This window comes from Erwinia sp. OLFS4 (assembly GCF_002752165.1).
Taxonomy (GTDB): Bacteria; Pseudomonadota; Gammaproteobacteria; order Enterobacterales; family Enterobacteriaceae; genus Izhakiella.
Genome location: NZ_MOMB01000013.1, coordinates 1 through 21,052, shown reverse-complemented (window position 1 = coordinate 21,052; position 21,052 = coordinate 1). Strand labels below are relative to the sequence as shown.

The following is a 21,052-nucleotide window of genomic DNA, read 5'->3' as shown; positions in this document are numbered from 1 at the left end:
ATAATGACCTCTCTTACAGAATTTGATTTTCACGCCGCGCCTCTGAGTGAGGCGGTAATTGTCGCTTTACAGGCGATCCGCAAAGATTTTCCTGCCGATCGGGTGCGTGCTCAGCTTAACGCGCTGGTTGATGAAGCTCGTGCGGCTATCCCGGCGGCGCTGGACCAGGATATGCAGGTCAGCCAGTTGCTGGAACTGTTTTACCAGCGCTGGCAATTTGGTGGAGCCAGCGGCGTCTACCGTTTATCTGATGTATTGTGGCTGGATAACGTACTGCATACCCGTCAGGGAACCGCCGTGTCGCTGGGAATTGTCCTTTTGCATATTGCCCAGGCGCTTAAGCTGCCGCTGATGCCGGTGATTTTTCCGACGCAGTTAATTCTGCGTGCCGACTGGCTGGATGGCGAAATGTGGCTGATTAACCCTTTTGATGGTGAGACCCTCGACGAGCACACCCTTGAAGTGTGGTTAAAGGGCAATATCGGCCCGGTGGAGGAACTGTTTGAAGACGATCTGGAAGAAGCCGAGCCGGTCAGCGTTATCCGCAAAATGCTTGATACGCTAAAGTCAGCGTTGATGGAAGAAAAACAGATGGAGCTGGCGCTGCAAACCAGCCAGGTGCTGGTGCAGATGGACCCGGAAGATCCCTACGAAATTCGTGACCGCGGGCTAATTTTCGCCCAGCTGGAGTGTGAGCATATTGCTCTGACCGATTTGACCTATTTTGTTGAGCAGTGCCCTGAAGACCCTATCAGTGAACTGATCAAAGTACAGATAAACGCAATAGAACATAAGCAGATTACCCTTCATTAAATAAGGCCAGGATATGAAACAAAAAGTAGTCAGCATTGACGGAATAAAAGTGGCTAACGATCTGCCGTTTGTGCTGTTTGGTGGCATGAACGTGCTGGAGTCGCGCGATCTGGCGCTACGCATTTGCGAGCACTATGTCACCGTCACGCAAAAATTAAATATTCCCTACGTTTTTAAAGCCTCATTTGATAAAGCAAATCGCTCCTCAATCCGCTCTTACCGTGGCCCGGGCCTGGAAGAGGGGATGAAGATTTTTCAGGAAATTAAACAGACTTTTGGCGTGAAAATCATTACCGACATTCACGAACCCGATCAGGCCCAGCCGGTGTCAGAAGTGGTGGATGTGATTCAACTGCCGGCGTTTCTTGCCCGTCAGACCGATCTGGTTGAGGCGATGGCAAAAACCCGTGCGGTGATCAACGTGAAAAAGCCGCAGTTTGTCAGTCCGGGCCAGATGGGAAATATTGTGGAGAAATTTGCCGAAGGCGGTAACGATCAGGTGATCCTCTGTGAGCGCGGCGCCTGTTTTGGTTATGACAACCTGGTGGTGGATATGCTCGGTATCAACGTGATGAAAAATGCCACTAAAAACAGCCCGGTTATTTTTGACGTAACGCATGCCCTGCAAACCCGCGATCCTTTTGGTGCGGCATCCGGTGGTCGTCGTGCTCAGGTTGCTGAACTGGCACGTGCCGGAATGGCAGTCGGGCTGGCGGGATTGTTTATTGAAGCCCATCCGCAGCCAGACAGCGCAAAATGTGACGGTCCTTCAGCGTTACCGTTGAATAAACTGGAGCCGTTTCTGCAACAAATGAAAGCCATTGATGATTTGGTGAAAAGTTTCCCGCAGCTGAATACGGCCAGCTAATCCAGCTGGCACGGGATAATAAAAAAGCGCCGCCTGTGAGCGGCGCTTTTTTTCAATCGTTTCAGGGTTACAGCAGAATGGTCATCAGATAGGCGACAAACAGCGCCAGATGGGCCGCGCCGTTAAGGACATTGGTACGTCCGGTCGAGAACGAAATTTGGCACAGTACCAGCGCGGCCAGCATCACCACCATCTGCGGCGCGTCGAGGGCGAAGATCAGCTGATGGCCGGTCAGAGTGGCAATCAGCGTCACCGCCGGTACCGTCAGTGAGATCGTCGCCAGCACGGAACCAAAGAACAGATTCATTGCCCGCTGCGTCTGATTAACCAGTACTGCTTTAATGGCACCAAGTCCTTCTGGTGACAGAATTAACAATGCCACCAGAAAACCGGTAAATTGTTCCGGTGCGTTCAGGGCCGACAGCAAATGTTCCAGCGGGCTGGCATTCATTTTGGTGACGCTGATAACCGCAATCAGATGAACGAGTAACCACAGGGTATGCCATAACGAGCTGTGGGCGGATGGCTTTCCATGATGCGGATCGCCATCGTCGTCTTCATCTTCATGCTCATAGACAAACAGACTCTGATGGGTTTTGGTCTGAATAAGCAGAAATACGCCGTACATTGCGGCGGAAATGGCGGCCACCAGCAGTGCCTGACCATGTGTAAAATTACCGCCTGGCATGGCCATCGGAAAGACCAGCACAATGATCGACAGCGGGAAAATAGCAATCAGATACTGTTTAATCCCGCCGAGATTGACGTACTGCGTAGCAAACTTGCGTCCGCCGAGCAGCAACGCGAAACCTACCAGACCACAGGTGACGATCATAATGATTGAAAACAGCGTATCACGCATCAGGGCGGGGGCGGCATCACCGGTTGCCATCAGGGCGGAAATCAGGCTGACCTCCAGAATCACCACCGACAGGCTGAGAATAAGTGAGCCATAGGGTTCCCCCAGACGGTGGGCCAGTACATCGGCATGGCGTACTACGCTAAAAGCGCTGCTCAGGATAGCGATCAGGGCCAGTAAATTAATCCCAATCACCGCCAGTAAGGATTGCGTTGCCCCCCACTGCCAGAGTACCAGTAGTGCCGCAACGGGCAGCACCAGGCTGTATTCGGTATGACGGGTTTTTACACCCTCAAGGCCAGGCATAATGGGACTCCTTATCGCGTTGGCGCTGACGCTGAAGCGATCTGTCTGAATGGTAAAAAATGGGTGTTAAGCCGCATCTGGCTTTTAACACGATAATTGTAGGGGTTTACACAAAAACATTCATTTATTTTATTATGTTTTGCGGTTGTGACAATGATTTTTCACTTATCAATATTGTTTGGTTATTTTGTTATTGCTGGTGCTAATGGCAATTTGCTGAAATGAAAAACAGCGATTAAGCTGGTTTAATGCATCATTTCAAATTTAACGGTCATTTTAACAATAAATGACGGTTCAATGAAGCAAACAGACAGCGGGTAAAACCTGACGGGAGACGCTTATGCCATATTCATCACGTGCTGAACTGCCTGACAGCGTACGTAAGGTGCTGCCTGAGCATGCACAGGCGATTTATCAGCAAGCCTTTAATCATGCCTGGCAGCAGTATAAATCACCCGAGGCACGACGTGGCGAAGCGTCGCGCGAAGAGGTGGCGCACAAAGTGGCCTGGTCTGCGGTCAGGACGCAATACCATAAAGGTGACGATGAAAAATGGCATAAAAAAGCAAAATGATTCACCCGCGACTGAGGTTTTGCCCGCCGCTGCCGATACGCTAAAGCGGGCGAATTTTGATCCTGTTCACATATTTTATCCTGACGGTATATTTGATACTGTCATATTAAATTGCCAGCTAACGGTATGGCGTGTTGAATCTGTTAAGGGCAACAGTCCTGGAGGTATGGGTGTTAACGCGTGATTTCCTGCTTAAAGCCGAGTGTAAAACGGCTTTTGGCGAGGTAGAAGCATCGCTTCTCTGGACCAGTGAGCAGCGCGCTGCCTCGCTGGCCGCCACGCTTGCCTGCCGGCCAGATGATGCTGCCATATGGATTTTTGGTTATGGCTCCCTGATGTGGAATCCGGTGTTTGATGCGGATGAAATTGCGCCGGGTACACTTGACGGCTGGCACCGTTCATTTTGTCTGCGCCTGACGGTTGGCCGTGGCACCACCGCACAGCCCGGTCGCATGCTGGCGCTCAGAGAAGGGGGGCAAACTCACGGCCTCGCGTTTTGTCTGCCACAAGCCCGTCAGCAGGAAGAGCTGGAACTGTTATGGAAACGTGAAATGGTCACCGGCTGTTATCTGCCCACCTGGTGTGAACTGAGGCTGGATGATGGCCGTACGGTGACGGCGTTGGTTTTTGTAATGGACCCCCGGCATCCACTGTATGAAAGCGATGTCTGTCCGCGCACGGTGGCGCCATTGATTGCCCAGGCCAGCGGACCGCTGGGAAGCAATGCACAATATCTGTTCAATCTTGAGCAGGAGCTGCAGCGGCGCGGTATGCAGGATGACTGCATTCGCGATCTGGTGCAGCAGGTGCGTGATATACAGCAGCATCCCGGCTGACAGGATGAGCGGCGATAAATTTGTGTCAGGGCAGATTAATAAGCCAGGTGCCAGGCTGACTGATATGCAGCTGCTGCCGGTGTGTGCCGCCAGCGTCTTTGGTTTCGAATGAATAGTCACCGGTAGTCAGTTTAAGGGTGGCAAAACCGTGTTCATCCGCCGTGACGGTAACCGGTTTACCGTTAACCAGCAGCGTCTGAGTACCATTGAGTCTGACATATACCCGGGCCTGCGCCACCGCCGCTGGTCGGGCTGCATTGCTGTGCTGTCCGCCGTCTGTGGAGGCTGAAGCAGGCGTTGCCTGGGCGGTTGTTTTGTCAGCGGTGAGTGGATCACCGCTGTTGAGCCCGTATACCACAGCCGCAACGGCCGCCAGAGCGATGGCGCTGAGGGTGAGCAGCAGCGGTGAAAGCGTACGGCCACTACGGGCCGTAATGACTTCTGCCGCCGCCGCTGCCGGGTTGACCAGCACGGGCGGAATCTCCTGCTCGCTTTGCCGCGGCAAGGCCGGTTCTTCGGCTGGTGCCGGCATAATACTGGTGGTTCCGGCCAGTTGCGGAATTAACTCTTCCAGCGCGGTAACCGGGAGCTCAAGCAGTGCGGCGAATGCGTCAATACTTTGTGGCCGGTTTTCAGGCTTCAGTGCCAGCGCTCTGTCGATGGCTTGCAGTAACGGTAATGAGTAATCCGCTGGCCGCCGCTGTGCCAGCGGCTGATAAGTATCTTCAATACAGCGCACCACGCTCACCGGTGGCGGATTGCCGCATACCAGGGCGTGAAGAACGGCGCCGAGGGCATAGATATCGCTCCACGGCCCCTGATCGCTTTCACTGTCTTCACTGTATTGTTCAATCGGCGCATAGCCAGGTTTGAGCATAATTTCGGTATTGTCACTCAGATTGCCGATTTCCCGACGCGCAGAACCGAAATCAAGCAGCAATGGCAGTCCGTTTTGCTGTATCAGGATATTATCAAGCGAGATATCGCGATGCAGATAGCCGGCGCGATGCAGCGTACTGATAGCGCCAAACAGCGGCGGCAACCTCTGACGGATCCATTGTTCAGTCAGCGCCTGCGGGTTGGTTTGCTGCCAGTCTTTCAGCGTCTTTCCTTCATAAAACAAGGTACCCATATAGGCGGTGCCATTATCTTCCCAAAAGCGCAGGACGTGCAGCAATCCGGGATGATTAAAGCGCGCCAGCAGCCGGGCTTCCTGAATAAAGCTTTGCAGTCCGGCGTCAAACATTTTCTGATAGCGTTCACCGCGCAGCGTCAGCTGCAAATCGTCACGGCGCTGTGCCAGGGTTACCGGCAGATACTCTTTGATGGCAATGGTGCGTTCCAGCAAATGATCCCAGGCGCGGTAAACGATGCCAAACCCCCCGCCGCCAATCACCGCCTGAATTTCAAATTCATTAAAGCGGTAACCCGCCGGCAGGGCGCCGGGGGTGTTTTTTTGATTTTCTGTTGCCGACATAATCATCACTCTCTGTGCGCCGCTTTAACCAGCTCAGTCAGTCAGGGTTCGCCATGCGCCGATAGCCGGATCGGCGAGGTCGGGGTAAATGGCGTTGATTAGCATAATATTCAGGTGGCTTTCCGCCGGCAGGCTGTCGGACCATTGCTGACGTAGCCTTGCAATACGTTGTTTCACCACGCCGGCATCGGTAGCCTGCTGCTTGTCCATCTTGAGTAACAGCGTGCCTTTAAAGACCCAGCTATGCTGTTGTTTATCGAAAGGCAGCAGTAGCCAGCTCTCCCGATCGTTTTCCCGGCCCAGCAGCATACGCTGATTGTTCACCGCCAGAATCTGCAGGGTGGCCGGTGCCGACAGGGGAATGCCGGCCAGCGGATAACCATGGAAAAATACCACCTGCAGGAGGTCACTCTGGCCGTTGTGATTGATGGTCAGATGGCCTGGACCTGTTAGCCAGCCATCAGCAGAGCAGCTGAGCGTTTTATTCTGCGGAATGAACAATGCCTGCCCCTGTTCATCCCACCAGGTGCGGAAATGGCAGCCGTCTGGCAGATCGAAACGCTGCAGGGCTGCACGATTAGCCGGTTGTGATAGGTCAAGCGGGCTGGCATTGCGGTGGGTGGCGCCGGCGGTGCTGTCGGCGATTACCTTCGGTTGCCAGTTGTCCGTGCGTGTTGCACTGCCGGTGGCGACAGCCATACCCTGTTTGTTGGTGAGCTGCCAGTTCAGGCTGGTTAAACGGCTGCACTGACTTTCCAGTAATTTACCCACCCGGGGGAGAAAATTGTCCAGCACCTGACTGTTGGGTTGGTTACTGGTGACAATACGCAGTGTCAGGCTCTGCTGACACCAGTCGGACGGTGCGTTGCTGGCGACGTCATCAATATACACTTCCAACTCAAGGCTGGGTGAATAGATCACCCGGTAATCTGCTGCCCTGGCAAATGGCGTTAGCACGACCAGTACAATAAAGAATAACCAGCGTTTCATAGCACTCCCTGTTTTCAGTGGCGTGGTGGCAGAAAACGTGCCGAGTCAGCAATCGATTGCAGCAGCGTGATGTCTTGTGGCGAGCCCATCCAGATGGCGACTGCGCTTAAGTTATCCTGCTTTTGCTGGCCGGCGGCGGCCTGCATCATCAGCGCCAGCCATTCTTCAGGTGAAGTGACCATACGCAGTGCCTGTTCCATTTCCGCCTGACTCAGACGGCGCCAGAAACCATCGCTACAAACAAGAAACACATCCCCATCTTCAAGCGTCAGTACCTCGCTGATGCTGGCCGGATGGGCCGTTCCCGTCCCGAGGGCATTATAAAGCAAATTAGTGTTGATGCCGGGATTTTCGAAACCGGCGTCCTGAAACTGCTGCTGCAGACTGTGATCGCGCGTGATGTGCTGCGCCTGGCCGCGACGAAAGTGATAAACCCGGCTATCCCCCGCATGGGCCCACCAGGCCTGCAACTGTTGACAGTCGATAAACAGTGATGCCAGGGTGGTACTCATCTGGTGCAGTGCGGGGTTATTTTGTTGTTCATGCAAAATAAGCTGGTTGATATCAGCCAGCCAGTTAACAGTCTGCTGTGGCGTGATGGCGCGGTCTTCACTCAGTGAAGCATACAGTGCTTCACAGGCGAGGCGGGCAGCAGTTTCTCCTCCCGACACCCCGGCAACGCCGTCACAGACGATGAATCCGGCACACTGCTGGCCAACAAAGGTCGCCAGCCTATCCTGGTTGCTGGCACGATTCCCGGTTTCGCTCGTGGTGGCAAAGGTGATTTTCATTGTTGTTCCGTCGGGGTTTGCGAATCTTTATATTGACGAACTTCCATATCATAAGCATGCAAAAATGCTTCGCCAAAAAGCGTATGAAAGTCGTCTTCAAGTTCGCCAGCGGCATGCTGATAATGGCGGCAGAAATAGTCCCAGAGTGCAGCTTTTTTCTGTGTGGTCAGCGCCAGACGCGGTAGTACGCCATGCTGACGGGCATCCTGCTCAAGGCGCTGTGGATTAAATGATTGCAGCATGGCGGCAATAATGGCGCGAATGCCGGCGATCATGCCAAGCTGATGCGCCTGCAGATCCACCAGCGCATCGCGTACCGCCTGTTCAGGGGGCATAAACCCGGGCATCTCACTTTGATACATTTGCATCAGCACGGTTTTACCCGAAGGCAGAATCTTAAATGGATTATTCGCCTCGTTGAGGATCATTGTCAGTTCGGCTTTCACCCCGCGTTTAAGAATGGTGCGTGAAGAAAGCAGAGCGACCATGCCCTGGGCAAACAGACTGAGCATCTGGCCGGTGGTGCGCATTTGTTCTGCCGAAAGAATGGTTTCATCAGGGTTGTCCAGCCCCATCCCTTCCAGTAATGCCTGGATCATTTGCTGATTTTCATCCGCGCTGCGCGGCGCTCTGCTGCCAGATGTCGGACCGGACTCATGACAGACCGGGTTAATGCCGAGACGGCGATCGGGAGCATCGCTAGCCGGAATATCACTGATCGGCCGGCTGGCTGCCGCTGTGGGTAAATCACTAAATATACCTAGCGGGTCGGCGGTGTCCGCAGATGGATGATGAAATAATGCCAGCGGATCGTCACCGGGTGGCTTTTGCTGTATCCCGGGGTTGCCAACCTTAAGCCGGTAATTGCCGATAGTCAGTGTGTCACCTTCCTGCAAAACCACCTGTTCACCGCGCGCCAGCGGTTGGCCGTGCAAAACAACCGGTATCACACTGCCATGGCTGGTAAGGCGACATTCACCATCGGCCGCAATGTGGACCAGCGCCTGCAGGCGGGAAATCGCCCGGGCAGCATCGGGCAGAATCAAATCGTTGTTGCTGCTGCGTCCAATGGTGCCGCCGGGGGGCTGAAAGTCCACCTGATGGATCACGCTTTCGCTGCGGCTGTCAACAAGGGTAAAACGCATGGGTGATTTCCTGAATCAGCGGCCAGGGGCCGGGCTATTCAAACATGGGTGGATAGAGACCGTTTCTGCCTGCCAGCGCCCCAGGTTCGGGGTTAAATAATAGCGTAAATAACTGCGCGGTGAGTTTGCCACTGTGCCGATAGGTTTTTAATGTTTGCTGATGGGCTCTCAGCGTCCACCAGTAGCTGGTGTACTGATAAGGATCGAACTGACTGGCGGCTTGCCGCCACGCCGGTCGCACCGGGTCTGGCGGTCCGGTGTCACCCGGTTTTTTCTCCTCCTCGCCAGGTTTCAGCATGGGACAGGGCGGCAGTTTTGCAATATTGTGTGCCAGCGTCTGTGGACTCTGTGACTGACTGACGGCGTCCTGCAGGGGCTGACTGAGTGAAAAAAGCCAGTTATTGACCTGGCCAGTCAGGGCCGGTTGCCAGCTGTCTGCAGTAACGTTTTGTATCGCCAGCAAAGGCCAGATGCGGCCAATTCGATCCTGGGACGGGACGATAACACCTAGCTGAATACGGGGAATGCCAAGGGTGACCGGTAAAATAAAATGCCAGACCGGAGCATGCAAAAATGCCAGGTCGTGGGGATAGTGCTGGTGCCATGCCTCTAAGCCACTCTGAAACCAGTTGTCCCAGCGGCTGGCGGTGGTTTCAGACAGCCGGTGCTGTATAAAATCGCCGGTGGAAGGGAGTTTGCCATACCAGCCGGGACCACGTGTCGTCGTCATAATGATGACCTGTCAAAGAGTTATGTTCGGGTTCGGTGCCGCGGGACAGCGCGGTGTTTGTGCGGCGTCAGGTGAGTGGCCGCAGGATCCTCACTGAAATCGGCATGATTCAGTTCCAGTGCCAGTTTATGCATCATCAGGGCATTATCGCGTGCATAGGGTGAGGCGTGAATCTGGCGGTCGAGTAGCTGGCTGAGATGCCAGTCAAGCTGTTGCAGTTCACGACTGGTTGTCGACGGCGGTAAGCTGCGCTGCAGATTTAGCATCACCCAACCACGTAAAAATTCACCGTCATAACTGCGTGGCTGGTAGAGCATCTGATAAGCGCGCAGTGCATTACGGCTGAAATCACCGTCCGAGCCCTTGTCATCGCGTAGTGCAGCGGTAATTACCTGTGCCACTCTCGGCATGAGCAGGGTATCCAGGGCGTTCTGATACAAACGCCATGCCGCATCACTCATCTGATCGCCGCGATACAATCCTGCGCGCATGCGTAAAGGCGGCGCATCAGGATTGAGGCCGTCGCCTTGTGGCAAGCTGACCAGATGGTTGAGGAAGGGCAGCACGTCAAGTATTGAACCCGGGTTATCTTTGGTGAGTTGCTGGGCTTGCTGCTTTAGCGCCGGCAACTGGGCGGCAATATGCTCAAGATAATATTTATTATTTAAATAACTGACGCCCCAGAAACAGCTAAGTAGCAGCAGTGCTAACCCCAGGCCACTATAGCCCATCCAGTGAAACAGCCGGTTACGCTGTTCCCATGAACGGTCGCTGCCCGCCAGTCCTTTTTCCGGAAAAACCACCTGTGTCAGCATGTTGTGGATAAAAAAGCTTTGGCCTTTAGTTGCCGGGATAGGTGCGTGGCGGTTAACGCTGTCCCAGGCGGCAATCGTCTGATTATGCAACTGCGGCAGCTGAAGTTTGCGCGTCAGTTCTCCCATCACCCGATCAAAAGGTAATCCTTCCTGGGTGCCACTGGTAAAGAATAAACCTCGTACTGACCACGCCTGATGGGGATGGCTAAACAGAACGCTAAGATAGTCTGATAGCAGTGGCTTTAGCAGCGCGAACTGTTGCGGAAAGAGAGATATTTCCGCTCGTTGACTTAAATCGGCTTCCTGCGCCATTCGTGCCGGTAACTGAGCGTTAAGCCGGGATATCAGCCCATCAAATTCAGCATTAAAATGTGTTTGCAGTGTGTCCCACTGCTGATTCTGTGGCTGCCAGGGGAAGGTGAAGCCCCATATCTGATCGCGTTGTGCTTTATCCATGCGTGAAAAATAGCTCATGAAGCCACGAAGCAGATCGGTTTTGCTGATCATCAGGTAAACCGGATAAGGAATGCCGGTTTGTTGATGCAGTTCAAGCAGGCGCTGGCGCATCGCATTAGCCTGGGCTGCACGGACCTCGCCTGACTCGCTGAGCAGATCGGCAACGCTGATGGTCATCAGTACGCCATTGATTGGCTGGCGGGTACGATAGCGTTTTAATAATCCGATAAAAGTCTGCCACTCACTGGCATCACGCAGTTGCTGGCCTTCATGCAGACTGTAGCGGCCGGCGGTATCAAGCAGCACCGCTTTATCTGTGATCCACCAGTCACAGTGTCGGGTACCGGCAACACCGCGTAGCGCTGTGCGGCCGAGGGTTGTCTGCAATGGAAATGCCAGTCCGGCGTTGGTCAGCGCGGTGGTTTTACCGGCGCCAGGGGCGCCGAGGATGATATACCAGGGAATTTCATACAGGTAAGGCGCGCGCAAGCGCTGCAGGCTCCAGCGTCCCGCTAACCGGGTGTCCGGGGAAAAAGTGACATTTTTTAGCAGCGCGATGGCCTGAGCAAAACGCGCATCCAGCAGCGCTTTACTGGCCTGCTGTTCAGTCCGGTCATAGCCATTATGGGCCAGACTGGCCAGCATCCGGCGGTTCAACCAGCGGCGCCAGAAATAGGGCAGAAGATGCCACAGCAACCAGAAACCGATGCAGAATAAGATAGCCAGCAGGCGATGAGCTGGTGCGCGAAGCCAGTGCGGTTCGCCGGTCGGCAGCAGCAGTCCACTGAGCCAGATCAGGGCAGCAGAAGCGACGACACCAATAAGGCTCCAGAACAGTCGATGACCAGTCAGTCGGCGTAAGCGCATCAGGGTTGCCTCCGCGATTCTGTGCCGCTGGCGTTATCCGGACTGGGATACAGCGTGATTTCAATACGGCGTTTGAGCAGCGCATGGGGAAGGCGGGTATCACTGTCTGCAGCTGAATCATCACCACGTCCTTCAACACGGATGCGTTGCTTACCGGGCTTCATCACCTGTTGCAGTGCCGCTGACACGCTGCGCGCCTGTGCCAGGGTATATTCATAGCTGTTGGCAAATGGCGTATCGGAAAGCGCACGACGATCGCTCCAGGCGCTGACCAGAATAGTACCACCACGATTATCCATGGCGGCAGCAATACGGTAAATCAGTGTCTGGCCGCTGGCGGTAAGCCCGACGCTGCTGGCGTCGAACAGCCGGTCGGCGGCAAGGATTACTTTGCTGTCATTACTGTCCTCAATCACCGCAATGTTGCCGGCATCAATCAGATCCCTGAGCGGTGTGGCAAGGGTGAGCAACGACGGCGAATGGTTCTCCGGTGGCGAACTGTTTTTATCATTCTGTGTGGGTAAAGGGATCTGATTGATGTCACTGAGCAGCGATGCTGCACGCTGGCTCAGACGCCAGTTAAAGGTGGAATAGAGCAGACAGGCTATCAGGGTGGTTACTATCAGACAAACCCATAGCGGCACCGGCGGCTGCCAGCGATCTGCGTGACGTTGTAACGTTTGTGCCTCAGCTGACAACATTGCTGGCGCGCGACCACGGGTTTCTTCTATCAGCTGAAACAAACGGCTGCGGATACCATCACGCTGGCTGCGCCCGTTATCCAGCGTACGGTAGCGGCCTTCATAACCGAGCAGCAGACAGTAGTGAATCGTTTCCAGTAACCACAGGTGCTGATGCGGTGCCTGTGACAGGCGGGCCAGCAGTTGAAAAACTTTGTCTCCGCCCCAGCTTTCGTTGTGAAATGTCACCAGCAGCCCGTTACCAGACCAGATACCGCGACTGCCCCACGGCGTTTGTGCGGCGGCTTCATCCAGCGCGCTGCACAGGCAATAGCGGGCAGCAATCATCATGTCAAAAGGAATATTGCTGGTTTTACAGCGCTGTTCGTAACGGTGCATTTCTTCGATCAATTGTAAACGCAGGGCCAGCGGATCGTCGTGGGTCGCCGCCAGCCTGATCTGGACGATAGTATTCAGCAGCGGCCAGGCCGCCGTAAGCAACAGATTATCGCTGCTTATGCTGGTTGGCTCATTAGCGATGTTATCCTGCGTCATCTGGCTGATTTCATCCCGCTTAACATCCGGCCTGGCGCTGACCACCGTCAGAAACGGTAAAAATTGACTGGCCTGCAGATAAAAATGCTTATTCGAGGATCCAGGTCGCGGTGCCAGTATGGCGGCAGGCTTTGCTGTCGCCACCTACATCAACACAGACCTGTTTCGTTGCTTTACGCGGACGAGGACGGTCGCTGCGTAAGGTCGCGGCATAACGTTCGCTCATCACACCCGCTCGCCGCGGCACATAGCCGATAAGCTGTTGCTGACCATCATCGGCAATCGCCAGCCAGCCGTTATTTACACTGCCCAGCACGGTAAATGGTTTGCCATTTTCCAGATAGCCAACCACTTTGCCGCTGAAGTCGGGGCGCGTCATCACCGAGGCATTATAAAGCGCCCGCCACTGCTGATTAACTGGCGTAAAATTATCCGGCGCATCAACCGCATGGCGATGAGTCAGTCTGACGCCATCCACCTCGCTGGTTACCAACGTATCATCAGTCACTGCAGGCGGCGGGGCTTTACAGCCGGCTACCGTCAGTGCAGAAAACAGGGTCAGGGCGATGTAAATTTTCACGCAATTCCTCAATATTGGCTGAATAATCTCACGACGGCCATCTGACGATTTACAGTGCAAACGACAGTCGATCTGATTTTAAGATACATCTGTATTTCCCAGGTGGCTGATAATTATCCGAAAGCGTTAGTGGCGCTGATAAATGATTGTTTTTGGGACTCAACATGATTGCAGACTGATAATGAACATGTTACGCGGCTGATTCAGATGTGACGAGTGTGCCGTAAACTGTGCTGAGCCGCAAACTGATTCCAATAAATCGGCGTAGTTTGTCATTTTTTTAACAATTAACCTCGGGTCCGGCTCAGCGTTGTCTGCTGGGCGATAGCCCAATTAATGTCTGTGAAAGCATTAGTTTTGATATAAATCAGCGCGACGGGGATTGCAGAAAAGGAGAATTTAGCGACAGAACTAACATCGTCAGCTAAGACTCAGGAGGAGTTGTCATGATGAGGCAAAAACCCATTCTGGTCGTGATTGGCCATGGTATGGTCGGCCACCATTTCCTTCAGCAACTGGTAGAAAAACAGCTGCACCAGCAATATCAGATTGTGGTATATGGCGCGGAACGCCACCCGGCTTATGACAGGGTTTATCTTACCTCCTGGTTCAGCGGCAAAACGGCAGAGGATCTGTCGCTGGTTGAACCGGGCTTTTTTTCCCGCTATGAAATAACCCTGCATACCGGGTGTAAAGTGATGTCGATTGATGGCGATCGCCATCTGTTGCACGCCAGTGACGGCAGCACACAATGCTGGGATAAACTGGTCCTGGCGACCGGTTCTTATCCCTTTGTGCCACCGATTGCCGGTAATGATTTAGCGGGTTGCTTTGTCTATCGCACTCTTGATGATCTCGACGCGATCAGCGCGCGGGCGCGCAGTGCCAGGCGTGGTGTGGTTATTGGCGGTGGTTTGCTGGGACTGGAAGCAGCGAACGCGCTGAAACAGCTGGGACTGGAAACCCACGTCGTCGAGTTTGCTCCGCGTCTGATGGCGGTGCAGCTTGATGACGGTGGTGCGCAGATGCTTAAGCGAAAAATTACCGCGCTGGATGTGCGCGTTCACACCGGAAAAGTCACCGAGTCAATTGAAGCAACAGCGGAGGGTGCATTACAGCTGCACTTTGCCGATCACACCGGGCTTACCACCGATTTAATTGTGTTTTCTGCCGGTATTCGTGCGGAAGATTCGCTGGCGCGTAGCGCCGGGTTAACACTGGGTGCACGCGGGGGCATTGAAATTGATGATCGCTGCCAGACGTCGCATCGCGATATCTATGCCATCGGGGAATGTGCGCTGTGGCACGGGCAGACCTTTGGGCTGGTAGCGCCGGGCTATCAGATGGCGCGTACCCTGGCGGCCAGTCTGGCCGGGGACAACCTGACCTTTAGCGGTGCCGATATGAGTACCAAACTGAAGCTACTTGGCGTTGAGGTTGCGTCATTAGGCGATGCACACGGGCGTACGCCGGACAGTCAGAGTTATTACTGGATCAACGAACCGCAGGAGATCTACAAGAAAATTGTCGTCTCGGCTGACGGTCAGCGTTTGCTGGGGGCGGTGCTGGTGGGTGACAGCAGTGAATACAGCCTGTTATTACAGATGATGCTTAACAGTATGCCGTTGCCGGAGGCGCCCGCCAGCCTGATTCTGCCTCAGACTGCCGGCGCGCCGGCTAAAGCACTGGGCGTGGCGGCGTTACCGGATAGTGCACAAATTTGTTCCTGCTACAGTGTTGATAAAGCGACGCTCTGCGCTGCGGTTAATGCGGGTGCCAGCGATCTGGCGACGTTAAAAGCAATGACGCGGGCGGGTACCGGCTGCGGTGGCTGCGTTCCACTGGTAAAACAGGTTATGGAGTATCAGCTGGCGCAGAACGGCGTAGCGGTGAACAAAGATGTCTGCGATCATTTTGCCTATTCACGTCAGCAGCTTTACCACCTGATTCAGGTTGAAGAAATCAAATCTTTTGACCAGCTGCTTGCCCGGCATGGTCAGGGTTTAGGCTGCGAAATCTGTAAACCGTTGGTGGCATCGCTGCTGGCTTCGGCCTGGAATGATTATTTGCTCAAACCGCAACATCTGCCGTTGCAGGATACTAACGATCGCTACTTTGCCAATATTCAAAAAGATGGCAGTTACTCGGTGGTGCCGCGTATTCCCGCCGGAGAAATTACTCCGCAGGGACTGATCGCGCTGGGTGAAATTGCTCAGCGTTATCAGCTTTACTGTAAAATCACCGGCGGCCAGCGTATTGATCTGTTTGGCGCCAGCCTTGACCAGTTACCGTTAATCTGGGAGGCATTAATTGCTGCCGGATTTGAGACCGGTCATGCGTATGGTAAATCGCTGCGTACCGTTAAATCCTGTGCCGGATCGACCTGGTGTCGTTACGGTGTGCAGGATTCCACCACCTTCGCCATTGAGCTGGAGCAGCGTTATAAAGGATTGCGCTCACCACACAAAATTAAAATGGGGGTTTCTGGCTGCACGCGCGAATGCGCCGAGGCGCAAAGTAAAGATATTGGTATTATCGCCAGCGGAAAGGGCTGGAATCTGTACGTTTGCGGCAACGGTGGCATGAAGCCGCGTCACGCTGACCTGTTTGCCAGCGACCTCGATCATGAAACCGTGATTTGTTATATCGATCGGCTACTGATGTTCTATATCCGCACTGCCGACCGTCTGCAGCGGACCAGCAGCTGGCTGGATAATCTTGAAGGTGGCATTGATTACCTGCGTCAGGTGGTTATTGAAGATAGCCTGGGGATTGCCAGTCAGCTGGAAGCCGAAATGCAGCATGTGGTTGATACCTACCAGTGCGAATGGCAGACCACCCTGAATCATCCCGACCGTCGTGCGCTGTTCCGGACGGCCATCAACAGCCGGCAGGAAGATGAAACACTGCTGCGTCAAGCGGTGAGAAATCAGCCGTGCCCGGTTGTCACTTATCAGGAGCTGACAACCCGTGCTGAGCCAGCGGCCGGCTGGCACACCCTGTGCGATCTGGACAATATTCCGCCACAGGCCGGGATTGGTGCGCGACTGGCCGGCGAGCGTATCGCGTTATTTCGTCTCAACGATCGGGTGTATGCGCTGGATGATATTGAACCGGGTAGCCATGCCAGCGTGATTTCGCGCGGTATAATCGGCGACGCAGACGGGGAACCGATTGTTATTTCTCCGTTGTATAAACAACGTTTTCGCCTGAAAGACGGTCGGGGCGTGGATGATCCGAATTGTCTGCTGCGCCGCTGGCCGGTTCAGGTGGTTAACGGCAAGGTGCAGGTATCCGGCGCCGCGCTGGCCGTAAGCGACAGCAATGATGACGCGGTCAGCTGATGATGGTCAGACAGGGGCAGCAGCCGGGGCAGATCAGCGCCGTGTCAGACAGTTTGTCTGACAGCGCAGGGGAGGTCTGGCTGGTCGGGGCCGGGCCGGGTGATGCGGAATTACTGACAGTTAAAGCCCTGCGCCTGCTTCAGCAGGCCAGAATGGTGGTATATGACCGGCTGGTCAGCGAGGAAATTATGCGGCTGGTGACGCCGAATGCACAATGTATTGACGTGGGTAAGTGTCCTGGCGCTCACGGTGTTAAGCAGCAGCATATTAATCGGTTGTTAGTCAGGTTGGCGCAACGTGGGCATCAGGTGATCCGGCTTAAAGGTGGCGATCCCTTTATCTTCGGTCGTGGCGGTGAAGAGATGGCCTGGCTGCAACAGGCGGGAATTCGTTGCCATGTGGTGCCGGGTATTACCGCCGCCTCAGGCTGTGCGGCAGCAGCCGGTATCCCGCTGACCCATCGTAACCTGGCACATTCAGTACAGCTAATTACCGGTCACGGGCGTCATGGCGAGCCGCACTGTGCCAGGTCATTACTGGCAGATAATGGCCAGACGCTGGTGTTTTATATGGGACTGCACTGGTGTGAGTCCCTTGCGCGCCAGATGCTGGCGGCCGGTCGCCGGCCGGACACCCCGGTGGCGCTGATTGAAAACGGCACGCGTCCGACACAGCGGGTGGTGGTCAGCAGCCTGCAACAATTTGCCACGGATGTCAGGTGTTTTCAGTTGCAGTCACCGGCGCTGATCGTGGTGGGTGAGGTGGTAACGCTGTATCAGGGAAACGCTGAGTCCGCTAGCCGTTGCGGGTAAGGATGCTACAGCGGTGACTGTAGCGGCAGCGCCCGCTGACAATTTATTAGCGGTTAAGTAAAGCTTAAACAATTTTTGTCCGTTTTGTGCGTAGCATATTTGTTAACAATGAAACATTTCATATAATTTCCGCCAGCAGACTCCCGCGTAGCGGCAGGAGCAAAGGGTGTACTAACCGGGGAAATTATCCACACCATGAAATATGTCATTCTGTTTATCTATATCGTATCGGTGTTTTATGTTCATCGTCGTGGTAGCGTACGCTATGGTTTCTGGCGACAGCTGTCCGACCATTCGACGTTTGTTGCCCCACTGAATTGCTTCATGTATCTGTTTTCCCGTATTCCCACCACGCCTTATTTGTCCACTGAACAGTTTCCCGAACTGAAAGTGTTACAGGAAAACTGGCAAAAAATTCGTGATGAAGGGGATGCGCTGCAAAAATTACAGCAGATAAAAACGTCCGATAAATATAATGATGCCGGTTTTAATTCTTTCTTTAAAACCGGGTGGAAACGCTTTTATCTTAAATGGTATGACGACGCCCATCCGTCAGCGGGCGAACTGTGCCCGTTTACTACCCAGCTGTTGCGTACCATGCCGGGGGTTAAAGCCGCGATGTTTGCCGAGCTGCCGGATGGCAGCCGGCTGCCAAGGCATCGCGATCCCTATGCCGGATCGTTGCGCTATCATCTCGGGCTGGCGACCCCCAACGATGACCGTTGCTTTATTGATGTTGATGGCGTTCGTTACAGCTGGCGCGATGGTGAAGGGGTCATTTTTGATGAAACCTATATTCACTATGCCGAAAATACCAGTGGTGAAAACCGTCTGATCCTGTTTTGTGATATCGAGCGGCCCATGCGTTACCGCTGGACGCAGGCGGTGAATCACTGGTGTGGACGCCATCTGGTTGGTGCGGCGGCGGCCCCTAATCAGGAAGGGGACCGCACTGGCGGTATCAACCGTGCGTTCAAATATATCTACTCCATCCGCAAAGTCGGTAAGCGGCTTAAACAGTGGAATAAGCCAATTTATTACCTGATCAAATGGATTCTTTTTGCCTCGATCGCCATATTAATCTGGCGTCTGTTATAACACTGATGATGCCGGCAACTTGAAATGTTGCCGGCATAATCGTTAAGCTGACCGTAAATTTTGTGATCTGGATAGCATTCTGATTTTTGCCTGTGGCAAAAATTCCATAGCAAATATGATGAGGTTAGCTGATATTCTGCGTCAATCTGTTGTTTTCACGCTCACTGTTTGTCTGATTCTGACTGCCACCTCGCTGCGTGCTGCGGAGAACACCACTGCGCTTTCCCTGACTCCGTTTGATAATCCCGCCCGCTTTAGTGAAATGGACAGTCAGTTGCCCGATCTGGGGGGTGACAGTACCAGCGGGCAGCGTCGCTGGCTTGAACATATTGCTCAGACGGTGAAAACCATCGGTGAAGCCACTAACCGCAGTGGAAACAATCATTCGTTTAGTGATGAAGCCGGTGAATGGGCGTTTGAAAATTTTCGTGATGCCGTGGCAAAGCGGGCAGAAAATGAAGGCCAGCAGCTGTTATCTCCCTATGGCACGGCGAGCATTGCCCTGATGGTCGATAACCATGGCCGCTTTAATGGCAGCTCGGCATCTCTGTTAACGCCCCTCGCCGATCGCCAGCAGCAGCTGACATTCAGCCAGATTGGTTTTGGCCAGACGGATGTTGGCCCGGTGGCCAATGCCGGTATTGGTCAGCGCTGGATGACGCGTAACTGGATGTTTGGCTATAACGCATTTCTCGATCAGCTGATTAACGAAAATATGCGCCGGGCTTCACTGGGTACCGAAGCCTGGGGCGACTTTTTACATATTTCGGCCAATTACTATCAGCCGGTAACTGGCTGGCATAATCGCAGTGATAATCTGCAAATGCAGATGGCACGGGGATATGACATTACCACCAAAGGCTATTTGCCTTTTTACCGGCAGCTGGGAATCTCCCTTACCTGGGAGCAATATCTCGGCAACAACGTCGACCTGTTTAACAGCGGTAATCGTTATAAAAATCCGTCGGCGATTGCGCTGGGAGTCAGCTATACGCCGGTGCCATTATTGACTTTTAGCGCCAGTCACAGTGAAGGCGATAAAGGTGAAAGACAGGATCAGGTTGGTTTAAAGATGACATGGCGACCAGGGGTGTCCCTAAGCCAGCAGCTGTCAGCGGATAACGTGGCAGTGGCTCACTCTTTACTGGGCAGTCGCTACGATAGCGTGGAAAGAAACCCACAGCCGGTTATGGCCTTTCGACAGCGTAAAACCTTAAGTGTTTTTCTGGCAACGCCGCCCTGGCAGGTGCATGCAGGTGAAAATCTACCGCTAAAACTTCAGGTACATCACACATACGCGGTGCATGCACTGAGCTGGCAGGGCGATACCCAGGCACTTAGCTTGACACCTCCGGCAAATAATGCCAGTACCGAAGGCTGGAGTATTATTATCCCGGCGTGGGACAGTACGGCGGGAGCCAGTAATCAATACCACCTTTCGGTGACGGTGGAAGACAGCCACCAGCAGCGGGTGACATCAAATTGGATCACTTTGCAGCTGGAACCGCCGGTAAATTCTGCGCCGCTGGCACAACCGGATTTTGATGTTATGGCACCCTGACAGTGGTCTGTCCATCCGCTGATAGGTAAATTACATCGCAAAAAAAGGAAAGGCAGTCATCCACCTTTCCCCGGAGTATCGTACGCGCTGCTGGTTTTACGCGCGTCTGTCCGACAATAATCAGAACTGGTAGGTCAGACCCACTGCGCTGATGTCGTCGTTAGCCAGTCCCAGCTTATTGTTGGCATTTAACAGGTTTACCTTATATTCGGCGTAAACATTCATATTTTTGTTGAAATAATAAACTGCACCGGCACTGATATACTTATACAGATAGGCTGATCCGAGTTTTTCAATATCGTTAGCACGAGAACTGATATAGGCGATTGACGGCCGCAACCCGTTGAGGAACTGATATTGCGCGATCATTTCAAAATTGGTGGCCTTATTAGCAAAGCCACCGGCAATTGGCGTGGCATTGTGGTTTTCACCATAGATACTCGCCAGGTAAATCTGATTGGCGTCATATTTTATCCCGCCAGCCCACAGTTCGGCCTTTTCGCCGCGCCCGCGCAGTGCGGTATTCTGTATTGCGGTACGATTTATATTGGCATAAGCACCGACCAGACTCAGACCAAAGTCAAAGCTGTACTGTAATGAGGCGGCATAACCGTCACCATTTGAACGGCGGACGGCGTCACTCTGGCTCGCCGCGCGATCGTTTTTGCCTTCATATTGTGCGGCCACACTCAGGCCTTGCACCAGACGGTGATGCCTCTAATTGGTTGAATCTGATGTATAATGCGGGCTTTTGAGGTTCTCTTATGGCCAGCGTTAACGTTCATTGTCCCCGTTGTCAGTCTGTTCAGGTTTACCGCCATGGTCAGAACCCTAAAGGCTATGACAGATTTCGCTGCCGTGACTGCCACCGCGTGTTTCAACTCACTTACGCTTA

General features: G+C 53.7%; 17 protein-coding genes and 2 pseudogenes. 9 read left to right on the top strand and 10 right to left on the bottom strand.

The window, feature by feature from the left end; translation table 11 throughout:
- Nucleotides 1–3 precede the first annotated feature (3 nt).
- Nucleotides 4–813 carry an invasion regulator SirB1 gene (gene sirB1, locus BL249_RS04905; protein ID WP_099706315.1) on the top strand — a complete coding sequence of 270 codons (810 nt, stop codon included), beginning with the start codon at nt 4–6 and terminating at the stop codon, nt 811–813.
- Between the two features lie 13 nt (nt 814–826).
- The gene (kdsA, locus tag BL249_RS04900; protein WP_099706316.1) at nt 827–1,681 is read left to right on the top strand and encodes a 3-deoxy-8-phosphooctulonate synthase; all 855 of its coding nucleotides are present in this window, start codon (nt 827–829) and stop codon (nt 1,679–1,681) included.
- A gap of 67 nt (nt 1,682–1,748) precedes the next feature.
- Here kdsA and chaA read toward each other — a convergent pair whose 3' ends face one another.
- Nucleotides 1,749–2,846 carry a sodium-potassium/proton antiporter ChaA gene (gene chaA, locus BL249_RS04895; protein ID WP_099706317.1) on the bottom strand — a complete coding sequence of 366 codons (1,098 nt, stop codon included), beginning with the start codon at nt 2,844–2,846 and terminating at the stop codon, nt 1,749–1,751.
- A 340-nt stretch (nt 2,847–3,186) separates the two neighbouring features.
- On the opposite strand from chaA, the gene chaB reads away from it, so the two are divergent.
- Together chaB and BL249_RS04885 are read left to right on the top strand one after the other, a co-directional pair.
- On the top strand, nt 3,187–3,420 hold the full coding sequence (chaB, locus tag BL249_RS04890) for a putative cation transport regulator ChaB (RefSeq protein ID WP_099706318.1): 234 nt from the start codon (nt 3,187–3,189) through the stop codon (nt 3,418–3,420).
- A 170-nt stretch (nt 3,421–3,590) separates the two neighbouring features.
- Entirely contained in the window at nt 3,591–4,256 is a 666-nt protein-coding gene (locus tag BL249_RS04885) for a gamma-glutamylcyclotransferase (RefSeq protein WP_099706319.1), read from the top strand.
- 25 nt (nt 4,257–4,281) lie between these two features.
- Here the strand turns inward: BL249_RS04885 and BL249_RS04880 are convergent, their stop codons facing one another.
- The 8 genes from BL249_RS04880 to BL249_RS04845 form a co-directional block, all read right to left on the bottom strand.
- Nucleotides 4,282–5,733: a serine/threonine protein kinase gene (locus BL249_RS04880; protein WP_099706331.1), complete on the bottom strand. Its 1,452-nt coding sequence runs from the start codon at nt 5,731–5,733 to the stop codon at nt 4,282–4,284.
- 33 nt (nt 5,734–5,766) lie between these two features.
- Nucleotides 5,767–6,723: a hypothetical protein gene (locus BL249_RS04875; RefSeq protein ID WP_099706320.1), complete on the bottom strand. Its 957-nt coding sequence runs from the start codon at nt 6,721–6,723 to the stop codon at nt 5,767–5,769.
- 14 nt (nt 6,724–6,737) lie between these two features.
- Nucleotides 6,738–7,514: a PP2C family protein-serine/threonine phosphatase gene (locus tag BL249_RS04870; protein ID WP_099706321.1), complete on the bottom strand. Its 777-nt coding sequence runs from the start codon at nt 7,512–7,514 to the stop codon at nt 6,738–6,740.
- Nucleotides 7,511–8,659, bottom strand: coding sequence for a type VI secretion system-associated FHA domain protein TagH (gene tagH / locus BL249_RS04865; RefSeq protein ID WP_099706322.1), 1,149 nt, complete (start codon nt 8,657–8,659; stop codon nt 7,511–7,513). The genes BL249_RS04870 and tagH overlap by 4 nt, the downstream gene beginning before the upstream one ends.
- A 34-nt stretch (nt 8,660–8,693) precedes the next feature.
- Entirely contained in the window at nt 8,694–9,389 is a 696-nt protein-coding gene (tagF, locus tag BL249_RS04860; RefSeq protein WP_099706323.1) for a type VI secretion system-associated protein TagF, read from the bottom strand.
- Nucleotides 9,390–9,409: 20 nt separating this feature from the next.
- The gene (gene tssM, locus BL249_RS04855; protein ID WP_099706324.1) at nt 9,410–11,527 is read right to left on the bottom strand and encodes a type VI secretion system membrane subunit TssM; all 2,118 of its coding nucleotides are present in this window, start codon (nt 11,525–11,527) and stop codon (nt 9,410–9,412) included.
- Nucleotides 11,527–12,762, bottom strand: a complete 1,236-nt coding sequence (gene icmH / locus BL249_RS04850; protein WP_099706332.1) for a type IVB secretion system protein IcmH/DotU — start codon at nt 12,760–12,762, stop codon at nt 11,527–11,529. The genes tssM and icmH overlap by 1 nt, the downstream gene beginning before the upstream one ends.
- Before the next feature lie 88 nt (nt 12,763–12,850).
- The gene (locus tag BL249_RS04845; RefSeq protein ID WP_099706325.1) at nt 12,851–13,342 is read right to left on the bottom strand and encodes an SH3 domain-containing protein; all 492 of its coding nucleotides are present in this window, start codon (nt 13,340–13,342) and stop codon (nt 12,851–12,853) included.
- A gap of 449 nt (nt 13,343–13,791) precedes the next feature.
- Between BL249_RS04845 and nirB the strand changes: the two are divergent.
- The 4 genes and pseudogenes from nirB to BL249_RS04825 all read left to right on the top strand — a co-directional run.
- Nucleotides 13,792–16,686: pseudogene (nirB, locus tag BL249_RS04840) on the top strand (nitrite reductase large subunit NirB); the annotation flags it as partial.
- The gene (gene cobA, locus BL249_RS04835; protein ID WP_446717704.1) at nt 16,686–17,498 is read left to right on the top strand and encodes a uroporphyrinogen-III C-methyltransferase; all 813 of its coding nucleotides are present in this window, start codon (nt 16,686–16,688) and stop codon (nt 17,496–17,498) included. The pseudogene nirB and the gene cobA, both read left to right, overlap by 1 nt.
- A gap of 195 nt (nt 17,499–17,693) precedes the next feature.
- Nucleotides 17,694–18,596 (top strand): lipid A hydroxylase LpxO, encoded by a 903-nt coding sequence (gene lpxO, locus BL249_RS04830; protein ID WP_099706327.1) that lies wholly within the window; start codon nt 17,694–17,696, stop codon nt 18,594–18,596.
- A gap of 118 nt (nt 18,597–18,714) precedes the next feature.
- Nucleotides 18,715–20,157, top strand: a complete 1,443-nt coding sequence (locus BL249_RS04825; protein ID WP_099706328.1) for a YchO/YchP family invasin — start codon at nt 18,715–18,717, stop codon at nt 20,155–20,157.
- 120 nt (nt 20,158–20,277) lie between these two features.
- Here BL249_RS04825 and BL249_RS04820 read toward each other — a convergent pair.
- A pseudogene (locus tag BL249_RS04820) lies at nt 20,278–20,862 on the bottom strand (porin); the annotation flags it as partial.
- A 59-nt stretch (nt 20,863–20,921) separates the two neighbouring features.
- Here BL249_RS04820 and BL249_RS04815 point away from each other — a divergent pair.
- A partial coding sequence (locus BL249_RS04815; protein ID WP_342633895.1) for an IS1 family transposase occupies nt 20,922–21,052 on the top strand: 131 nt, incomplete at its 3' end.